Origin of the sequence: Paenibacillus sp. 1A_MP2, from assembly GCF_052244825.1 — a bacterium.
Classification (GTDB): domain Bacteria; phylum Bacillota; class Bacilli; order Paenibacillales; family Paenibacillaceae; genus Paenibacillus; species Paenibacillus vandeheii.
In genome coordinates this window covers 5,084,489-5,100,484 of record NZ_JBQQCS010000001.1, presented here as the reverse complement: position 1 = coordinate 5,100,484, position 15,996 = coordinate 5,084,489, and the positions used below count along the sequence as shown (strand labels likewise).

The window sequence follows — 15,996 nt, the reverse complement described above, 5'->3', positions numbered from 1 at the left end:
ATGAATATTGGCTTAACCGGCGGGATCGCGACAGGCAAAAGTAGTGTTTCCGCCTTTCTCGCCAGTAAGGGAGCGTTGCTCATTGATGCAGATGTTATTGCCCGGGAAGTCATGATGCCCGGGCATCCCGTTCTGGCTGCGGCTGTTCAGCGGTTCGGACAAGCCATATTGAATGAGGACGGAACACTGGATCGGAAAAAGTTGGGCAGTATTGTGTTTCAGGATCCAGAGGAACGCAAAGCGCTGGAGGCAATTACACATCCTGCAATCCGCAAGGAGATGCGCGAACGTGCTGCGATGTACGAGCTTGAACATGCGGACAAGCTTGTCGTATCGGATATTCCGTTGTTGTACGAGTCAGGGCTGGAAGAGGGCTTTGAAGAAGTGATGGTTGTATATGTCCCTAGGTCCGTGCAGCGGGAACGACTGATGAGCCGGGATGCAATGACAGTGGAACAAGCAGATGCCCGTATTAACGTGCAGATGGACATTGAAGATAAGAAGCAGCGTGCTGACGTGGTTATTGATAACAGCGGCTTGTGGTCAGAGACGGAGCAGCAAATTATTTCATTTTTGCATCGTAAAGGTCTATTATGAGATTGCTGCGTAAAAAACGGGTATTGTTGTTGATGTTTGTGTCTTTTGTATTGGTGCTGTTCCTGAATACGAACTGGATGTCATGGTTCTATCCGATTCATTATAAGGAAGAGATTCGTGCACAGTCTCAGAGTTATGAGGTCGATCCGTTTCTGATAGCCTCCATCATCAAGGTGGAAACCAATTTTAAGACAAGCAAAGAATCCAAGAGAGGGGCTATTGGGCTGATGCAGCTTATGCCCGACACCGCGAACTGGATTATGGAGCAAGCCAAAATTCCGGGCACCTCATTGGAAGAATTAAAGCACGAGCCTGAAAGAAATATCCAGTTGGGTACCTGGTATCTACGCAATCTGTCAGATCAATTTGACGGAAATGAAACGGCTATGATTGCTGCGTACAATGCTGGTCCGGGCAAAGTAAACTCATGGCTGAGGGATGGTGTTTGGGACGGCTCGTTTGAGACGGTCAAAGATATTCCGTTTGGCGAGACCCGGCACTATGTACAACGCGTCATTTATTATTATAATCAATATGTAAAGATCTATAATACGTTCTAAGAGAAGACATTCTGGACATGGTCCAAAATAAGTAGAAGCACCGAGCAGACCGGTTATTCACCGGCCGCTCCATGCTCCTCTGTGTTAACGTATTACGATGCAGATATTATTGGTATTGACCAGCCAATTGCTGTTCTGCAATTGTTACCAGACGCTTCGTGATGTATCCACCGATCGAACCGTTCTCGTAAGAAGTCATGTTACCTTGGTATCCGTCTTGTGGAATGCTGATTCCGAGTTCTTGAGCAACTTCATATTTCATTTGCTCGAGAGCTGCGGTAGCTTTAGTTACCACCAGGTTGTTGGAGTTACCATTGCTTTGTGCCATTGCTGTTCACCTCCTCGCGGTTGGTAAAAGTATTATGTGTCGCCAATACGATTTTCATAACTAATGATTACAGGGAATTTGTGGTAAAAGTAAAACATGGGAAGTGATCTGAATTGAAATGTCCTTATTGCGCCTATCTGGGCACCAAGGTGCTTGATTCAAGGCCGGCCAATGAATCGAAATCGATTCGTCGTCGTCGTGAGTGTGAGCAATGTAGCCGTCGATTTACAACTTTTGAAATGGTGGAAGAAACGCCGCTGATCGTCATCAAGAAAGATGGCAGTCGCGAGGAATTTAGCCGGGACAAGATTCTACGTGGTCTGATTCGGGCTTGTGAGAAACGTCCGGTCTCGGTAGAAACGCTGGAGATGATGGTTTCCGAGACAGAAAAGGCGCTGCGAAATACAGCTGACGCTGAAGTGGAGAGCCGCCAGATTGGTGAGCTGCTGATGGAACAGCTGTTTCCCGTTGACGAAGTAGCGTATGTACGTTTTGCTTCGGTGTATCGCCAATTCAAAGACATCAATATGTTCATGAAAGAATTAAAATCTCTTTTGTCCAAAGAAGACATCGAGGATTAATGAAGCGGGTAAGGGAGAAGAGCAATCTGGGGTTACCGTAACGTGTGTTCCAGTAAAAAGGATGTTCTTCTCCAATCACTTTAAATTCAACAAAAAGTTGTTGACAGCCAAAGCTGTATTTTATATGATATAGGAGTCGCCTGCGGAATGAAGCAGAGATGGACAACCGTTTACATTCATATTTTGGGGCCTTAGCTCAGCTGGGAGAGCGCATCGCTGGCAGCGATGAGGTCAGGGGTTCGATCCCCCTAGGCTCCATACTTAAAAGCCTTTAAACACAAAGATTTCTGTGTGTTTAAAGGCTTTTTCTGTGCAAGGTCATTACATCGGAAACAAGCCTGCAGCTTACGTTCTAATTGGCCGGATACGGCATTTTATTCTCGATCTGGTCCTATTAATCTGGACAGCGCATATGACTGATGTTATATTGTTTCTATAAGAAACAATATTATTCGTAAAGGAAATAATATCTGATGAATCTCCATGAATAGTGGATATCCAAAAAAATGGCTCAAGACGGTTAGATGCCGATTGATACTTGAGCACAATGAAGGGATGGAATGAATGATGAGTCATATGGAGACAACAATTGAATCTTTTGACGGAACTCAGCTTTATTTTAGCAAAAATATTGTAAGCGGTGCCAAGACAGCCGTGGTCATTGTTCATGGCTTGTGTGAGCATGCCGGGCGCTATGATTATTTGACCGATAAACTAAACAAACGTGGTTTTAACGTATATCGTTTTGACCATCGTGGTCATGCAAGATCAGAAGGGAAGCGTACGTTCTACAGTGATTTTCATCAGATCATTGATGATGTAAATGTGGTTGTTGAAGCAGCCTTGCAAGAGAGCGGGGATATTCCGCTTTTTGTCATTGGGCATAGTATGGGTGGCTTCGCGACCTCTTCATTTGGAACGAAATATCCAGGCAAAGTAAAAGGAATTGTTCTATCCGGAGCGTTAACTCGTTACAATACGAAGGTTGCCGGAGAATTGCCACTTGATCTTCCCCGGGCACGTATTTTCCCAATGAGCTTGGTAGCGGCGTATGCAGTGATCCGGAGGTGGTATCCGCTTACGTGAATGATCCGCTCGTAGAAAAGCAGATTTCCGTGGATTTGTTTAATAGCCTGGGGAATGGAGTGGCCTGGTTAAAAACACATGCGAAGCAGTTTGTCGATCCTGTACTTGTTCTGCATGGAGCAAACGACGGGCTGGTGAGCGAACAGGATTCACGCGACTTTTACGGTGATATTGCCTCAACTGATAAAACGCTGAAAATATATGCACATCTCATGCATGAAATATTTAATGAACCCAATCGCGATGAAGTCATTGAGGAAGCGATCACATGGATTGAAAAACATATCTAAATTCAGTACATTGGAATAGAGAGATAGAGACACTTTGAAGGTGAAAGGGATTATTCATGAAATTAGACTGGATGGGCGACCATCGGGAACTTATTGAGAAGATCATCAAGTATGGTAATGCATATTCGAACACCTACAAGCTGCAGCGAAGTTATGGTACGAATATGACGTTCTCCGCTTCGCAGATTCAGACGCTGGAGTACATTCTGGAAGCTGAGGACAAGGAAGAAAAAATGTCGGAAATGGCAGCACGACTAGGCGTGAGCCGCAGCACGTTTTCCAAAAATGTGAAGGTTCTAACGGAAAAAGGATTACTCGAAAAATACCATTTAAGTGGAAATCGCAAGGACATTTATGTCAAACCTTCGGCCAATGGACGCGACGCGTATGCCCAATATACTGAATTTGTTCGTGATCTGTGCTTTGATGATATTTTTCAGTATGCTGATACGATTTCAGAGGCTGACAAGAAAAGCTTTATACGCATTATGGATTTGTTTGCCGATGTATTGCTCTGGTATGGTGAAAAAGAACAGGAACCGCGAAAGCTCATCAAAATTGATGCGAATCGTAATTAAAAAGGGCACATCATGTATTGAAAGTTGAATAAGTCATTACTAGGTTAAGTGAATACTTTTGATGGTCATAGTCCTGTCATGTAAACAGGACACAGGACTGTCAGACAACATTGAAGCTGCGACGGTTTCCCACTAGTATACTGGGGAACGGTCGTTTATTTTTTATTCATTCTGAAACTTTTACTTTGGGAAGAATGTACTCCGGATGAATCAGCAATGCTAAAATAAAGAGGTATAGCCAATTTAACCGTGTAGAATGAGCTGAAATTAGAGTCATTACCCGCCCGGTAAGAGTCACGGAGGATCAGAAAATGAACAACTCGGAATGGGCAGAGTCCTATTTTCCAATATATACAGCAGACAGCATTCAATCATTGTACAGCACATCAACGATGCCGATACATCAAATCCATGAAAATCTGACGGTTCTGATGGCCGTTGCCAGTGGGAAAGGTACACTTCGTATTAACGATGAACTTTACGAACTTGTCGAAGGCATGGTCATTCTTATTCCGGCCAAGAGGGATGCTGTCATACAGACGGATCTGACGCATCCTCTTCATCTGTATACACTCTCCATCAGCACGCAGGAACAGACCAGGTCATTGCCTGCGGGAACGATGGGACGGCCAAGTGTGTTAGCGGCAGAACCCTCTGTTCAGATCTTTCCGTATGAACCAGCAATTGCAGCACAGCTTGAAGAGCTGTATGTTCATCGTTTACCTGGTAACGAAGTCAGGCATTTGCGCAACCAGATTCTTTTTCATCAGGTTCTTATGAGTTTGTTGGAGCGCATGGAAGCACGATATGCTGCAAGTGAGCAGCCGTCTATGGAACGCAGTATTACCTATATGGAGAACCATTTTAGTGAGAAAATTACAACGGAAGGACTCTCGGAAATTGCCGGGGTCAGTCGTTCTCACTACTCCATTCTTTTTAAGCAGATTACCGGATTCCCACCCAATGAATACCTTTCACGCTTGCGTGTTCACCGGGCCAAGGAGTTATTAATTAGCGGAACCGCTTCCCTTCGTGAGATTGCGCTGAAGGTCGGATACAAGGATGAATTCTATCTTAGCCGCCGCTTCAAGCAGCAGACCGGAGAGAGTCCTTCAGGTTATACGCGCCACAGGCCATATCAACGTGTGGCTGTGTGGTATGCACCCTATGCAAGCCATATGATGTTACTTGGTTTGGAGCCAACGATTATCATCTCGGAAAGCAGCGAATATGTGAGCGCAGAAGGGATGCCCTCCCCTCAAACGATACGTTTTATCCATTCGGACAGTGCACCTGAGCTAGTAAATCCGCTCTGCTGGAAGCTGATATTGAACTCATTATCGCAGCAAATCTGCATCTGGCCCTTAATGGCTTAAGCCCTGAACGTCTGCGATCTATCGCCCCTATTGCGGAAATAGCATGGATGGAGCTCGGTTGGAAAGAGCATCTGCGTTTCATTGCACAGGCGATTCAAAGGAGGGAACAGGCAGAGCAATGGCTGGCAGCCTTCGAAAAGGAGGAACAGCAGGCACGGGAAGCTATTCAACAAAGCCAGATTGTGAATGAGACGCTGACCATTCTGGTCATAAAACCGGGCACCTTGCAAATATATGGAATCAGAAATGTCGGATATGTGATGTATCAATCACTCGGATTACGTCCTCCGGCCAAGATTGCCCAGGAAATACAGCGGTATGGCGATCAATTTCATTCGGTTTCTATCCAACTATCCGAACTACAAGATTATGAGGGTACTCGTATGCTCGTCATTGTTTTTCCAGATGAAAAAGGGTCAAAAGCCCATTCAGAAAGTATATTTAACTCGGAATACTGGAGAAGACTCGAAGCAGTGAAGCAAAATCGGATCTATGATCTGGAGCAGGAAGAGTGGATACCCTATAATCCGATTTCCATTCGTTTGCAGCTTGGACGTGCTGTGTCCTTATGGACGGGCATTCAATAATCCAAAGGTTTTCTCAAACAAAAAGGCATGGTTAGGTTTATCCTGCATGCCTATAATTAGCTATGGTAATGAGAATGATTTTCATATTCAAAGAGAAAAGGGAGAGAGTCATCTGATGAGAAAGCTATTTGTTCCATTTATATTGGTTCTGGTTTTATTGCTTAGCGCTTGTGGAACCAATTCAGCCAAAGATACAACGGAGAATGCAACAGCCTCCAACAAATCCACTTCTTCGAACACGGATGCAGCAGGTTCTTCATCTGATTCAGATTCGGGCACATTCACTTATCAATCGGAGACAGGTCCTGTGGAAGTTCCTTCCCACCCGCAACGTGTGGTTGTACTGACCCGATTCCTGACAGGAAACGTGATGGCATTGGATGTGTCACTTGTTGGTGTGGATGAAATGTCCAAGGAGAACCCGAATTTCAAAGAGAAACTGGCCAATACAGAGGCGGTTACCGACGAAAGTCTGGAGAAAATTATTGAGCTGAACCCGGATCTGATTATCGGCCTGTCTGATATCAAGAACATTGATAAGCTGAAGCAGATTGCTCCAACAGTCACCTATACATATGGTAAGGTGGACTTCCTTAAGCAACAGCTGGAGGTCGGAAAGCTTGTGAACAAAGAGAAAGAAGCTCAGGCATGGGTTGACGATTTTGATGCTCGAAGCAAAAAAGCGGGTGAAGAGATCAAAGCCAAAATCGGTGCTAACGCAACCGTGTCGGTTATCGAAACCTTCAATAAACAACTCTATGTATATGGAGAAAATTTTGGACGTGGGACTGAAATCCTGTACCAGCAGTTTGGTCTAGGTATGCCGGAGAAGGTGAAGGAAGCCACCAAGAAAGACGGATTCTTTGCTGTATCGAACGAAGTGCTGAAAGACTACATGGGAGACTATGTAATTTTTAGCAAAAATGCCGATGAAGATAATTCGTTCCAAAACACCGAAACGTACAAAAATATTGATGCGGTGAAAAATAATCGGGTATTCGAAGCCGATGCCAAAGCGTTCTATTTCAATGATCCATTGAGCATGGAATACCAGCTGGAATTCTTTATCCAACATTTTCTTGGCAAGTAAACATGGAATGCGATGAAAAATAAACGACTTCCTTTTCGGTTTGCAACCAAGCTGCTGGGTAGTGTACTCGTACTTATCGTGTGCTTCATCATCGCTATGATGTTTGGGGCAGAAGAAACGACATTCCGCAATCTGTGGCTGACGCTGACCTCTGCGACCAAGAGCGATAATATTCTTATTCTGCGAGAGATCAGACTTCCGCGGGAACTGGCTGCCATGCTAATCGGAGCGGCACTGGCCGTCTCCGGAGGAATCATACAGGGAATTACTCGCAACCCTCTGGCCGATCCGGGGTTACTTGGTCTGACTTCAGGTGCCAATATGGCACTTGCCCTGGCTTTTGTCTTCATGCCATCACTCGGATATTTTGGCATTATGGTTGCTTGTTTTGTTGGTGCCGCACTTGGAGCAGTATTGGTTATTGTGCTCGGCTCGATGCGGAGAGGGAGCTTGTCTCCCATCCGTGTGGTGTTGGCGGGGGCTGCGGTATCTGCTTTTATGTATGCCATCTCGGATGGCATCAGTATGCTTTTTCAAAATTTCCAAGGATGTATCCATGTGGACTTCGGGAGGACTCATCGGAACAACTTGGGCCAGATTCAAGCCATTGCGCCTGTCATACTGATTGGTCTAGTTATAGTTCCATTCCTTTCCAACCAAATCAATATCCTTAGTCTGAGCGATGCAGTGGCGACGGGATTGGGACAAAAGCTAGTACTCGTCAAAACGATCCTGTTCCTGCTCGTTATTGTGCTTACCGGAGCATCGGTTGCATTGATCGGAAATATGGCCTTTGTTGGCTTAATGATCCCCCATATTGTCCGTAAAATGGTCGGCACGGACTATCGGTATATTATTCCGGTATCCATTTTTGCCGGAGCATCGTTTATGCTGCTTGCCGAAACGCTGGGTCGAACGATAAATGCACCTTACGAAACACCTGTGGTTGCCATTGCTTCTATGCTTGGTTTACCGTTCTTCCTGTTCGTTGTGCGTAGAGGGGGCAAAGCGTTATCATGACGATGTCTGCGCGGATTCGCAAGCAACGACTAATACTTCTGATCTGTTTGTTTCTAATTCTCATCACGGCTGTAGTGGGTATGAGCTGGGGATATTCTTCATTGTCCTTCAAAAGAGTCATTCCCGTTTTATTTGGCCAAGGTACATTCAAAGAGGACTTTGTTCTGTTCTCGGTCCGATTACCCCGAATTTTTATTACGTTACTGGCCGGTATGGCGCTTGCGCTGTCAGGCTCCATTTTGCAAAGTGTTACGCATAATGACTTGGCCGATCCAGGTATCATCGGGATCAATTCCGGTGCAGGTGTAGCCGTAGCAATCTTCTTTCTGTACTTCCCGATCGAACCTGGTATGTTCGTCTATATGTTGCCGTTAGCTGCTTTTATCGGAGCATTGCTGACTGCGGCGCTCATCTATATGTTCTCGTATAGCCGGACCAAGGGACTTGATCCCATAAAAATGGTGCTGGTCGGGGTTGGATTCTCGATGGCGCTGTCAGGCATCATGATCGTCATCATATCTTCAGCTGAGCGCTCCAAAGTTGATTTTATTGCCAAATGGATATCTGGTAACATATGGGGGGCGGACTGGCCCTTCATATGGGCCTTGCTGCCTTGGCTGATTATTTTGATCCCGCTTACGTTGTTTAGAACCAGACGCCTTGATTTGCTGGGGCTCAACGAAGCAACGGCAATCGGAGTAGGGTTAAAGCTGGAGCGGGAACGGCTTGTACTTATTGTAATTGCTGTTGCCGCCGCAGCCTCTGCTGTATCGGTTACAGGTGGAATCGCGTTTATCGGTTTGATGGCTCCGCATATCGCCAAAGCGCTAGTCGGTCCACGTAACTCGTTATTTATTCCTGTAGCGGTTCTGCTTGGAGGTTGGCTTCTGTTAATTGCCGATACCGTGGGGCGTAACCTGGTTGATCCCGATGGGATTGCCGCAGGAATTATGGTATCCCTGATCGGTGTGCCTTATTTTGTTTATTTGTTATTAAAAAAGTAATCCCAAAAACGTTAGACTATTTGAACAATTTAGCTTAGTAGGCTATCTTTTGTCATCAAGACAAGGGATAGCCTTTATTTGAGTTTTGACGGGGAGCTACTCAACGTACTTATTTATCTATACTAATTTACTAACGTGAAGCTCAAGCTAACCGGTATGACTTGATTCCTGTGATGAGATTAACTAAGCACAGCCTAAACCGATGCTAAAAGAGAGCAGGTGGAATGAACATGGCAGATGTGGATCAATTAGCTTTAATATTTGCAGAGAACTCTTTGAAAATAGATGGAATCAATCGATTGGTTTTGCAGCCCAACAGTATATTGCGTGATTTCAGAACGTTACATAATGGATTCCTTTTTGTGGTACGGGAGAAGCCAGCATGTCAGTGAATGGAACGGTATACGAGCTGCAGCCCGGGTCGGTTTTTCATGCAGCACCAGGCATGCTGTTGGACTCACAAGTAAATGGTCATGCGGAGTATGAATATTATTTGCTGTTTTATAGTTTTGACCAGTTGGAAAAGGATGATAGTGTGCAGGAATGCAACGCTCATTTCAAATTGGACTCCGGGGCCAATCCAAGAGTTGTTGAACTACTGGTTATGCTGCAGGAGCAGCTGCACGCGCAAGGGGGAATAGGCAAACTTCGAGTCAAGGAATTATTTATAAGTATCTTGGTTCAGGTTTTTACAGGCTGTATTCAACGGGAAAGTGGAATTCCGCCGAGTGAGAAGGTGATTGAGCAAGCCATCTCATATATCCATGGACATTACATGAATCTGCTGACACTGGATGAATTAGCAGAGTTACATGGCATGAGTTCCAAGCGTTTCTCCTACTTTTTTCACAAATACACGGGATTCCGCCCCATCGACTATGTCATCCATTACCGCATGGAGAGGGCGGGGGAGCTGCTGAAATCAGGTAGTTACCTGATTCGCGATGTTGCAATCAGTGTTGGCTATACCAATCCGCTCTATTTCAGTCGAATTTTCAAAAAGAAATTTGGTACTTCTCCTTCGGAATACGTGCACTTTGATTAAGCCTTCATTAGACAATAATACATCTCAAATTGGTGATTTGTACATTCGCATTTCCAACGTTTTGAAGGTTGATAGAAGTGTGTCTTCGGCCGTTCCAAGTTTTTCATTCAATATCAAAAAACTGCTCTCCCGTCAGTATGACGAGGAGCGGTTTCTTTTCACAAGCTGCCGATTTTTTCGGTCTGCTTAATGAATTGTAAGGCTCGTATTTTAGTGTTTAACCGCTTCTCCAGCGAATATTTCAACGTTCATTGGAGCGGCCATGAATGCTGCTGCTTGTTGAACGAAAGACTGGAAATGGGCGCTTGCATTATGGGAAGCTGTAGCGGCTTCGTCCTTCCACAGCTCAATCATGGTGTAATGATGTTCAAGTTCAGTGCTTTTGGCGAGATCATAGCTGATGTTGCCTTCTTCACTGCGTGTTGCAGAGATCAGCACTTTTGTTGCTTCCAAAAAAGCTTGTTCCTGGTCTGGTTTAACTTGCAAGTGAGCGTGAATGATAATCATAATATTCAACCTCCATAAGTGTAGTTAGAATGTTGTTATTGTTTCTGACGCAAAAGGTACTTTAACATGTAAAACATTGCCTGATATTATGCCCAAGTCGTAATTTTCTCAACAGGCAGACGGTAGGAAGGGTGACCTTCTTTGGCCGATTTACCGATCGAGATTAGCATTACTGGTTGATAACGATCTTTATCCATACCGAAAGTCTCAGCGATTTGATCTTTCTCATAACCACCGATCGGGTTAGTATCATATCCATGAGCACGTGCAGCGAGCATCAATTGCATGGAAGCCAGACCTGCGTCAATCAGATTGACATCGCGAAGAGCGGAAGCGGGCATATTATCGTAGTATGGTTTAACAGCTTGCATTTGCATATCTTTGACTTCTTGTGGCATGTAACCAAGCTCAACCGCTTTGCTGAAGATTTCGTCCATGTGTTCCGCATTGTTCATGTCAATGAACACACCAATAACAGCGGCAGAAGTCAGTACTTGATTCTGATTGAATTTGGCAAGAGGAGCAAGCTTTTCTTTCCCTTCAGCCGTATCTACAACCAGAAAACGCCATGGTTGCATATTAACCGAAGAAGGTGCACGCGAAGCTTCAGCCAAAATTTCGGTCAGTTCTTCACGGCTGATTTTGACTTCAGGATCGTATAGTTTTACAGACCGACGGCCGTAAGTAATTTCGTTATAATCATTAGTCTTTTGAAAAGTGCTTTGGAATGTACTCATGTATGGTTCTCTCCTCTATATATGGGTTTAGAAATTGTTTTGCATACGTTCCAGGAAATTAGCAAGAAGATGAACTTCTTCTTCACTAAAATCCTGTAAAATCTGATGAATAAAATTGGTTTTCTCAATTTTATAACCTTCGATTTGCTTCCGTCCTTCATCCGTAAGGCGAACAAAGGTAACTCGGTTGTCTTCCGGATTTTTACGTCTGGTGACCATCGAATCGGCTTCAAGCTGCTTCAGATGGCGAGTAATCGCCGCACTGTCGATATTAATGATTTTTTGCAACATGGATTGATTAATCTCGTCAACCTGATCCAACTCATGCAAAATCTCAAAGCGTGATGAGCTGATGCCCGTACAGCGTTCGAACTTGGGACTAATTTTGTTGCCGAGTGCATTCAACAGGTTGATAATTTGCTCTTCCTTGGAAACAATACGTGTCATGACTAGACCTCCCGGGTGAATCTGGACATGAACAACGGCGTAGGTAATACCATTAGAATGTTGCCTTTGTATAATGCCATTTTGCTGAATAAAATTGTTGGACGCCTCAATCATTGATACCTCAATCATTGATGGCTCAAATAATATATCATGCCTTTTTTGATTTTGCAACCCGAAGTTATATGTAGAATCATGCGTTTGAATTCAGAATTATATGGAACTCTAGATAAGTTAATATGCCCGGAGGTGGGTGAGAATATCGAGTCTTATTGTGATTGAGATTTGGTGAACGAACTGAGGGAATTGCTATCCGGAAAAAAGAACGATGATTATTTTATTTTGGCAGTCGGCATGTTGTGTAATGTGTCTACTGCATTGGATATGCCTGTGTTTAAGGAAAGATAGAAAATAAATTGTACCCCTGTAAAGGAAATTTTAATAAGGGAGATTGCCCTTTTTTTATTTTGGTTATTGATCAATCACTAATTATGCGTTATAGTGATCTTAATAAGTAATTGATCAATAACTAAATGAAAGAGGTTGATAAGAAATGAAAAGAGCAATCGTGGTTGGAGCAACAGGCGGAACAGGTGCAGCAATTACAGAGGAATTGATTCAACGTGGCATTCCTACAATTATATTTGGCCGCTCACGTCAAAAACTGGAGCAGCTTGCTATGAGGCTGGGATCTCCACATCACCTGCAGATCGCTGTCGGCGATGCGTTTCAATCTGAGGATATTATAGCTGCTTCCCAAGATGTAGACGTAATGTTTCATTGCGCGAATGTCCCGTATAACGAGATGGAAAGCAGATTGATTCCATTGGGGAATCCGTTATGGAGGCGGCGGAACATTTAGGCTTGAAGGTGGTTGTCATAGATGGAATTTATCCATATGGCAGAAGACAAATGAAAGAAGTAACCGAAGAACATCCGAAGCAGCCGCATACGCGAAAAGGAAAGACTCGACTTGCTTATGAACATATGTTGTTTAGCAGCAAATGGCGCACTGCTCAAGTGATGATTGTTCGCTTACCTGATTATTATGGTCCTTCTGCCAATCAGGCTTCTTACCTTGGATCAACGCTTGAAGCAATTGCAGACGTGAAAATGGCTTTTTTTATCGGGAATATGAAAACGCCGCGAGAATATATCTATTTACCTGATGCAGCGGTCATGATTGTGGAGCTGGCGAGTCGGGATAATGCGTATCGGCAAAACTGGAATATCCCTGGTGCTGGAGTAATATCGGGCAAGGAAATCGTACGTATTGCACAACAGGCAGCAGGTACTGCGAAACCGGTGATAGCACTTGGCAAAACAGGACTCTCGTTAATTGGAATGGGTGTACCGGTAATGAAAGAAATTGTTGAAATGTTATATCTGACAGAAGAACCGTTGCTTTTGAGCAAGCAGAAATACGAGACTAACATTGGGCCTGTGAAGATCACTTCTTTTGAAGAAGGTATTACACGGACGATTAGAGAGCTGCAAAAGAAGTAAGTATGTTATGTGGATTTTTGTAATTGATTAATCAATAAAGAATAAAAAAATATAGGGAGATGGTCTGAATCCAAATTGTGAATTGTTGACACTTCATGAATGGGCGGTGCACAGGGCTAACCAGAGCGTCGGGAGTAACAGGTGCAACGGGGATTGGAACAACGAACGGTATTGTATGGTCGGTACATGAATTGACATGAGGTATTAATACTTCAGTACTCCACTTATTCAAATAAAACAACACGAAAACAGATCCGGGTTGGATCGACCGTTAATATCCAACCTGATCTGTCTTTTTTACATACGGACAAAGTTATTAAAAAATTGATTTCGTTATCTTTAACAAGCATGTTAGCTATTTTTATATGTAATGACAATAAAGCTGCCGTCATATTCAAAAAAATGATCCAAACTCTTATAATAACGCTAATCCATATGGGGACGGATGTAAGGAATAGAGGTGGAGTCGCCATATATATCTATAAGGTAACGGAACTAGGCTAAATTGGATTACTAATTATCGATCTATTGAATTGATTCTCACATAAAACTGACATTGAATTTAAGATTCCGTATTCGTATATATAGTAGACATTGAAAGGATTGAGGGATGATGAGCCTTGAAGCATTAAACCAACGCGTACTTGATGATTTGGCTTATCTCGCGTATGGAGGTTCGGATTGGATTCGCCCGCGAGAACATGATGAAGGTCATATCTATGATGTTGTTATCGTAGGTGGTGGACAGAGCGGCTTAGGTGCTGCTTTTGGATTCCTGCGTGAGCGTATATCCAACATTCTGGTTATAGACGAAAATGTCGCAGGGCTGGAGGGGCCTTGGGAAACTTACGCCCGTATGGTCACTTTACGTACACCAAAACATCTGACCTCCATAGATCTCGGTATCCCTTCGCTGACTTTTCGAGCATGGTGGGAGGCGCAAGCAGGCCCCTCCGGATGGGAAGAGTTGGATAAAATTCCGCGCAGCGAATGGATGAATTATCTGCGCTGGTACAGACAAGTGCTTCATCTGCCAGTCGTGAATGAAGTGAAGCTGACGCTGATTGAACCTATAGATGGAGGCGTTCACAGACTGCACATCGCAGGCGCAGGGGCTCCAGCCAATATATTGCTGGCACGAAAGGTTGTTTTGGCTACTGGCATCCAGGGAGGTGGGGAATGGCATGTACCACCCCGGATCGCTGAGCAAGTACCTAAACATCTGTACGCTCATACGTCGGAAACGATTGATTTTGAACGGTTACAAGGAAAAAGGATCGGCATACTTGGCGGCGGGGCTTCTGCCTTTGATAATGCCAACTTCGCACTAGCCGCAGGCGTGGCAGAGGCACACGTATTTGTGCGGCGGGAACAATTGCCGAGCATTAACCCGATTCGTCAGATGGAACAATCCGGGATGATCGAACGGTTCCATGCTCTGTCGGACAAGGAAAAGTATGCGGCTATTTCCCATTTTTTTAACTATAATCAGCCACCAACCAACGATACCTTCAACCGGGCTGCTTCATGGCCAGGCTTTCAATTACATCTTCATGCGCCTTGGCTGGATGTACAGATGAAGGATGGGAAAGCGGTAGTGACTACACCACAGGGCCTGCCCAGCTTTGATTTTCTGGTCATAAGTACGGGGATGGTCAGCGATCCGGCACTGCGTCCCGAGCTCAGACTGGTGGAGGCACACATTGCACGCTGGGCAGACCGTTTTCAAGCTCCGAATGCACAAAGGAATGCGCTGCTTGATGCACATCCCTACCTTAGTCCGGGTTTTGCAATGACCAGCAGAGATGAGGTGGGAGAGGATAAGCTGCGTGGCCTGTTTGTCTTTAACTATTCTGCACTAGCAAGTTGCGGCCTTTCTGCCTCGGCCATATCGGGGACAAGGAATGCTGTGCCGAAATTGGTTTCAGCTGTAGCAGACCAGCTTTTTCTGGATGACCGTGAACAGATTATGGAGCAATTTTTTAAGTATAATGAACAGGAATTTACTGCTAGTTGGGTGAAAAGTGAAATTGGAATCTGACTATACAAAGTGACCGTACAGCAGGATAAGAGGCTGTACGGTTTTTGTTTTTCTAAAGTTACATTTACGGGTGCTTATATAATGCTGTAAAATATCGAATTATACAGCGTTAAGGCAGGCGATAGATTATTGTGAGAATCATGGATTATGAGGGGTTCAAAACCCATTTGAAGAAAGTGTCACGCAAACGAAACGAACCCTTGATCAAAATTGTGGCTTTTCAGGAAAAGTATATGAAGATTGATGAGATCCAATATTATGATGTAGAGCAGAACTATATGAGTGTCCAGGCGTGTAATACGCTGTGGATGAACTTGAAAGATAAATCTTTCCACAATCTGGTGTCCCATAACCTGAAATTTTTCCAAACCATGGACAATCTCGGGCGTCATTCATTGGAGAATCTAATCAAAGAATTATACGACATGGCTGTTCCAATCCTGCTCGATTACGATCCGGGTGATTATTATAGTTTGCAGCAGTTGTCCGAAATTTTGGTGCTGGATGAGAAGAAGCTAATAGAGAAATTGGAGATGGGGCGTTTCAAGGGTGCATTTATTAATGAAGAGGGAAATTGGATCAAACCCAAACCGGACAGGGCTGAGCTATTCCTCTAAAT

The 15,996-nt window shown here is 44.3% G+C and carries 19 protein-coding genes, 1 tRNA gene and 1 pseudogene; 17 read left to right on the top strand and 4 right to left on the bottom strand.

Annotated features, from left to right (window positions below; genetic code table 11):
* Both coaE and ACTWJ7_RS24835 read left to right on the top strand, forming a co-directional pair.
* A complete protein-coding gene (coaE, locus tag ACTWJ7_RS24840) occupies positions 1–597 on the top strand; it encodes a dephospho-CoA kinase (RefSeq protein ID WP_301879479.1) in 597 nt (198 codons plus the stop codon).
* Positions 594–1,157, top strand: coding sequence for a lytic transglycosylase domain-containing protein (locus tag ACTWJ7_RS24835; protein WP_301245548.1), 564 nt, complete (start codon positions 594–596; stop codon positions 1,155–1,157). Before coaE ends, ACTWJ7_RS24835 begins: the two co-directional genes overlap by 4 nt.
* Before the next feature lie 106 nt (positions 1,158–1,263).
* Here the strand turns inward: ACTWJ7_RS24835 and ACTWJ7_RS24830 are convergent, their stop codons facing one another.
* Entirely contained in the window at positions 1,264–1,485 is a 222-nt protein-coding gene (locus ACTWJ7_RS24830) for an alpha/beta-type small acid-soluble spore protein (protein WP_301245550.1), read from the bottom strand.
* Between the two features lie 113 nt (positions 1,486–1,598).
* Between ACTWJ7_RS24830 and nrdR the strand changes: the two genes are divergently transcribed.
* The 12 genes from nrdR (at position 1,599) to ACTWJ7_RS24770 (ending at position 10,142) form a co-directional block, all read left to right on the top strand.
* A complete protein-coding gene (gene nrdR, locus ACTWJ7_RS24825; protein WP_024629154.1) occupies positions 1,599–2,066 on the top strand; it encodes a transcriptional regulator NrdR in 468 nt (155 codons plus the stop codon).
* Positions 2,067–2,251: 185 nt separating this feature from the next.
* Positions 2,252–2,324, top strand: a tRNA-Ala gene (locus ACTWJ7_RS24820).
* Positions 2,325–2,630: 306 nt separating this feature from the next.
* Positions 2,631–3,152, top strand: a complete 522-nt coding sequence (locus ACTWJ7_RS24815; protein ID WP_443145963.1) for an alpha/beta fold hydrolase — start codon at positions 2,631–2,633, stop codon at positions 3,150–3,152.
* Complete coding sequence (locus tag ACTWJ7_RS24810) at positions 3,149–3,442, top strand: serine aminopeptidase domain-containing protein (RefSeq protein ID WP_443145962.1); 294 nt, start codon at positions 3,149–3,151, stop codon at positions 3,440–3,442. Before ACTWJ7_RS24815 ends, ACTWJ7_RS24810 begins: the two co-directional genes overlap by 4 nt.
* 56 nt (positions 3,443–3,498) lie before the next feature.
* Complete coding sequence (locus ACTWJ7_RS24805) at positions 3,499–4,020, top strand: MarR family winged helix-turn-helix transcriptional regulator (RefSeq protein ID WP_301879477.1); 522 nt, start codon at positions 3,499–3,501, stop codon at positions 4,018–4,020.
* A gap of 311 nt (positions 4,021–4,331) precedes the next feature.
* Entirely contained in the window at positions 4,332–5,396 is a 1,065-nt protein-coding gene (locus ACTWJ7_RS24800; protein ID WP_443145961.1) for an AraC family transcriptional regulator, read from the top strand.
* Positions 5,333–5,983 (top strand): ABC transporter substrate-binding protein, encoded by a 651-nt coding sequence (locus ACTWJ7_RS24795; RefSeq protein WP_443146419.1) that lies wholly within the window; start codon positions 5,333–5,335, stop codon positions 5,981–5,983. The genes ACTWJ7_RS24800 and ACTWJ7_RS24795 overlap by 64 nt, the downstream gene beginning before the upstream one ends.
* A gap of 115 nt (positions 5,984–6,098) precedes the next feature.
* Positions 6,099–7,073: an iron-hydroxamate ABC transporter substrate-binding protein gene (locus ACTWJ7_RS24790; protein ID WP_301879475.1), complete on the top strand. Its 975-nt coding sequence runs from the start codon at positions 6,099–6,101 to the stop codon at positions 7,071–7,073.
* Between the two features lie 12 nt (positions 7,074–7,085).
* Positions 7,086–8,093: a FecCD family ABC transporter permease gene (locus ACTWJ7_RS24785; protein WP_443145960.1), complete on the top strand. Its 1,008-nt coding sequence runs from the start codon at positions 7,086–7,088 to the stop codon at positions 8,091–8,093.
* A complete protein-coding gene (locus tag ACTWJ7_RS24780; RefSeq protein WP_301879472.1) occupies positions 8,090–9,097 on the top strand; it encodes a FecCD family ABC transporter permease in 1,008 nt (335 codons plus the stop codon). Before ACTWJ7_RS24785 ends, ACTWJ7_RS24780 begins: the two co-directional genes overlap by 4 nt.
* Before the next feature lie 230 nt (positions 9,098–9,327).
* On the top strand, positions 9,328–9,489 hold the full coding sequence (locus ACTWJ7_RS24775; protein WP_443145959.1) for a hypothetical protein: 162 nt from the start codon (positions 9,328–9,330) through the stop codon (positions 9,487–9,489).
* The gene (locus ACTWJ7_RS24770; RefSeq protein WP_443145958.1) at positions 9,480–10,142 is read left to right on the top strand and encodes a helix-turn-helix domain-containing protein; all 663 of its coding nucleotides are present in this window, start codon (positions 9,480–9,482) and stop codon (positions 10,140–10,142) included. Before ACTWJ7_RS24775 ends, ACTWJ7_RS24770 begins: the two co-directional genes overlap by 10 nt.
* Before the next feature lie 210 nt (positions 10,143–10,352).
* Here ACTWJ7_RS24770 and ACTWJ7_RS24765 read toward each other — a convergent pair whose 3' ends face one another.
* The 3 genes from ACTWJ7_RS24765 to ACTWJ7_RS24755 all read right to left on the bottom strand — a co-directional run bounded on the left by ACTWJ7_RS24765 (position 10,353) and on the right by ACTWJ7_RS24755 (position 11,833).
* Positions 10,353–10,649: a putative quinol monooxygenase gene (locus ACTWJ7_RS24765; RefSeq protein WP_301879468.1), complete on the bottom strand. Its 297-nt coding sequence runs from the start codon at positions 10,647–10,649 to the stop codon at positions 10,353–10,355.
* Positions 10,650–10,735: 86 nt separating this feature from the next.
* Entirely contained in the window at positions 10,736–11,386 is a 651-nt protein-coding gene (locus tag ACTWJ7_RS24760; protein ID WP_301879466.1) for a nitroreductase family protein, read from the bottom strand.
* Positions 11,387–11,413: 27 nt separating this feature from the next.
* Positions 11,414–11,833 (bottom strand): MarR family winged helix-turn-helix transcriptional regulator, encoded by a 420-nt coding sequence (locus tag ACTWJ7_RS24755; protein WP_301245567.1) that lies wholly within the window; start codon positions 11,831–11,833, stop codon positions 11,414–11,416.
* A 550-nt stretch (positions 11,834–12,383) separates the two neighbouring features.
* Between ACTWJ7_RS24755 and ACTWJ7_RS24750 the strand changes: the two are divergent.
* The 3 genes and pseudogenes from ACTWJ7_RS24750 (at position 12,384) to ACTWJ7_RS24740 (ending at position 15,994) form a co-directional block, all read left to right on the top strand.
* A pseudogene (locus ACTWJ7_RS24750) lies at positions 12,384–13,336 on the top strand (SDR family NAD(P)-dependent oxidoreductase).
* 613 nt (positions 13,337–13,949) lie between these two features.
* Positions 13,950–15,377 (top strand): FAD/NAD(P)-binding protein, encoded by a 1,428-nt coding sequence (locus tag ACTWJ7_RS24745; RefSeq protein ID WP_301879559.1) that lies wholly within the window; start codon positions 13,950–13,952, stop codon positions 15,375–15,377.
* 131 nt (positions 15,378–15,508) lie between these two features.
* Positions 15,509–15,994 carry a hypothetical protein gene (locus tag ACTWJ7_RS24740; protein ID WP_094936647.1) on the top strand — a complete coding sequence of 162 codons (486 nt, stop codon included), beginning with the start codon at positions 15,509–15,511 and terminating at the stop codon, positions 15,992–15,994.
* The last annotated feature ends 2 nt before the right edge of the window (positions 15,995–15,996 follow it).

What these genes read in the sequence shown, in the direction of transcription:
- coaE (WP_301879479.1), top strand. Translation starts at nt 1, where the DNA reads ATGAATATTGGCTTAACCGGCGGGATCGCGACAGGCAAAAGTAGTGTT.
- ACTWJ7_RS24835 (WP_301245548.1), top strand. Translation starts at nt 594, where the DNA reads ATGAGATTGCTGCGTAAAAAACGGGTATTGTTGTTGATGTTTGTGTCT.
- ACTWJ7_RS24830 (WP_301245550.1), bottom strand. Translation starts at nt 1,485, where the DNA reads ATGGCACAAAGCAATGGTAACTCCAACAACCTGGTGGTAACTAAAGCT.
- ACTWJ7_RS24815 (WP_443145963.1), top strand. Translation starts at nt 2,631, where the DNA reads ATGATGAGTCATATGGAGACAACAATTGAATCTTTTGACGGAACTCAG.
- ACTWJ7_RS24805 (WP_301879477.1), top strand. Translation starts at nt 3,499, where the DNA reads ATGAAATTAGACTGGATGGGCGACCATCGGGAACTTATTGAGAAGATC.
- ACTWJ7_RS24800 (WP_443145961.1), top strand. Translation starts at nt 4,332, where the DNA reads ATGAACAACTCGGAATGGGCAGAGTCCTATTTTCCAATATATACAGCA.
- ACTWJ7_RS24790 (WP_301879475.1), top strand. Translation starts at nt 6,099, where the DNA reads ATGAGAAAGCTATTTGTTCCATTTATATTGGTTCTGGTTTTATTGCTT.
- ACTWJ7_RS24785 (WP_443145960.1), top strand. Translation starts at nt 7,086, where the DNA reads ATGAAAAATAAACGACTTCCTTTTCGGTTTGCAACCAAGCTGCTGGGT.
- ACTWJ7_RS24780 (WP_301879472.1), top strand. Translation starts at nt 8,090, where the DNA reads ATGACGATGTCTGCGCGGATTCGCAAGCAACGACTAATACTTCTGATC.
- ACTWJ7_RS24775 (WP_443145959.1), top strand. Translation starts at nt 9,328, where the DNA reads ATGGCAGATGTGGATCAATTAGCTTTAATATTTGCAGAGAACTCTTTG.
- ACTWJ7_RS24770 (WP_443145958.1), top strand. Translation starts at nt 9,480, where the DNA reads ATGTCAGTGAATGGAACGGTATACGAGCTGCAGCCCGGGTCGGTTTTT.
- ACTWJ7_RS24765 (WP_301879468.1), bottom strand. Translation starts at nt 10,649, where the DNA reads ATGATTATCATTCACGCTCACTTGCAAGTTAAACCAGACCAGGAACAA.
- ACTWJ7_RS24760 (WP_301879466.1), bottom strand. Translation starts at nt 11,386, where the DNA reads ATGAGTACATTCCAAAGCACTTTTCAAAAGACTAATGATTATAACGAA.
- ACTWJ7_RS24755 (WP_301245567.1), bottom strand. Translation starts at nt 11,833, where the DNA reads ATGACACGTATTGTTTCCAAGGAAGAGCAAATTATCAACCTGTTGAAT.
- ACTWJ7_RS24745 (WP_301879559.1), top strand. Translation starts at nt 13,950, where the DNA reads ATGAGCCTTGAAGCATTAAACCAACGCGTACTTGATGATTTGGCTTAT.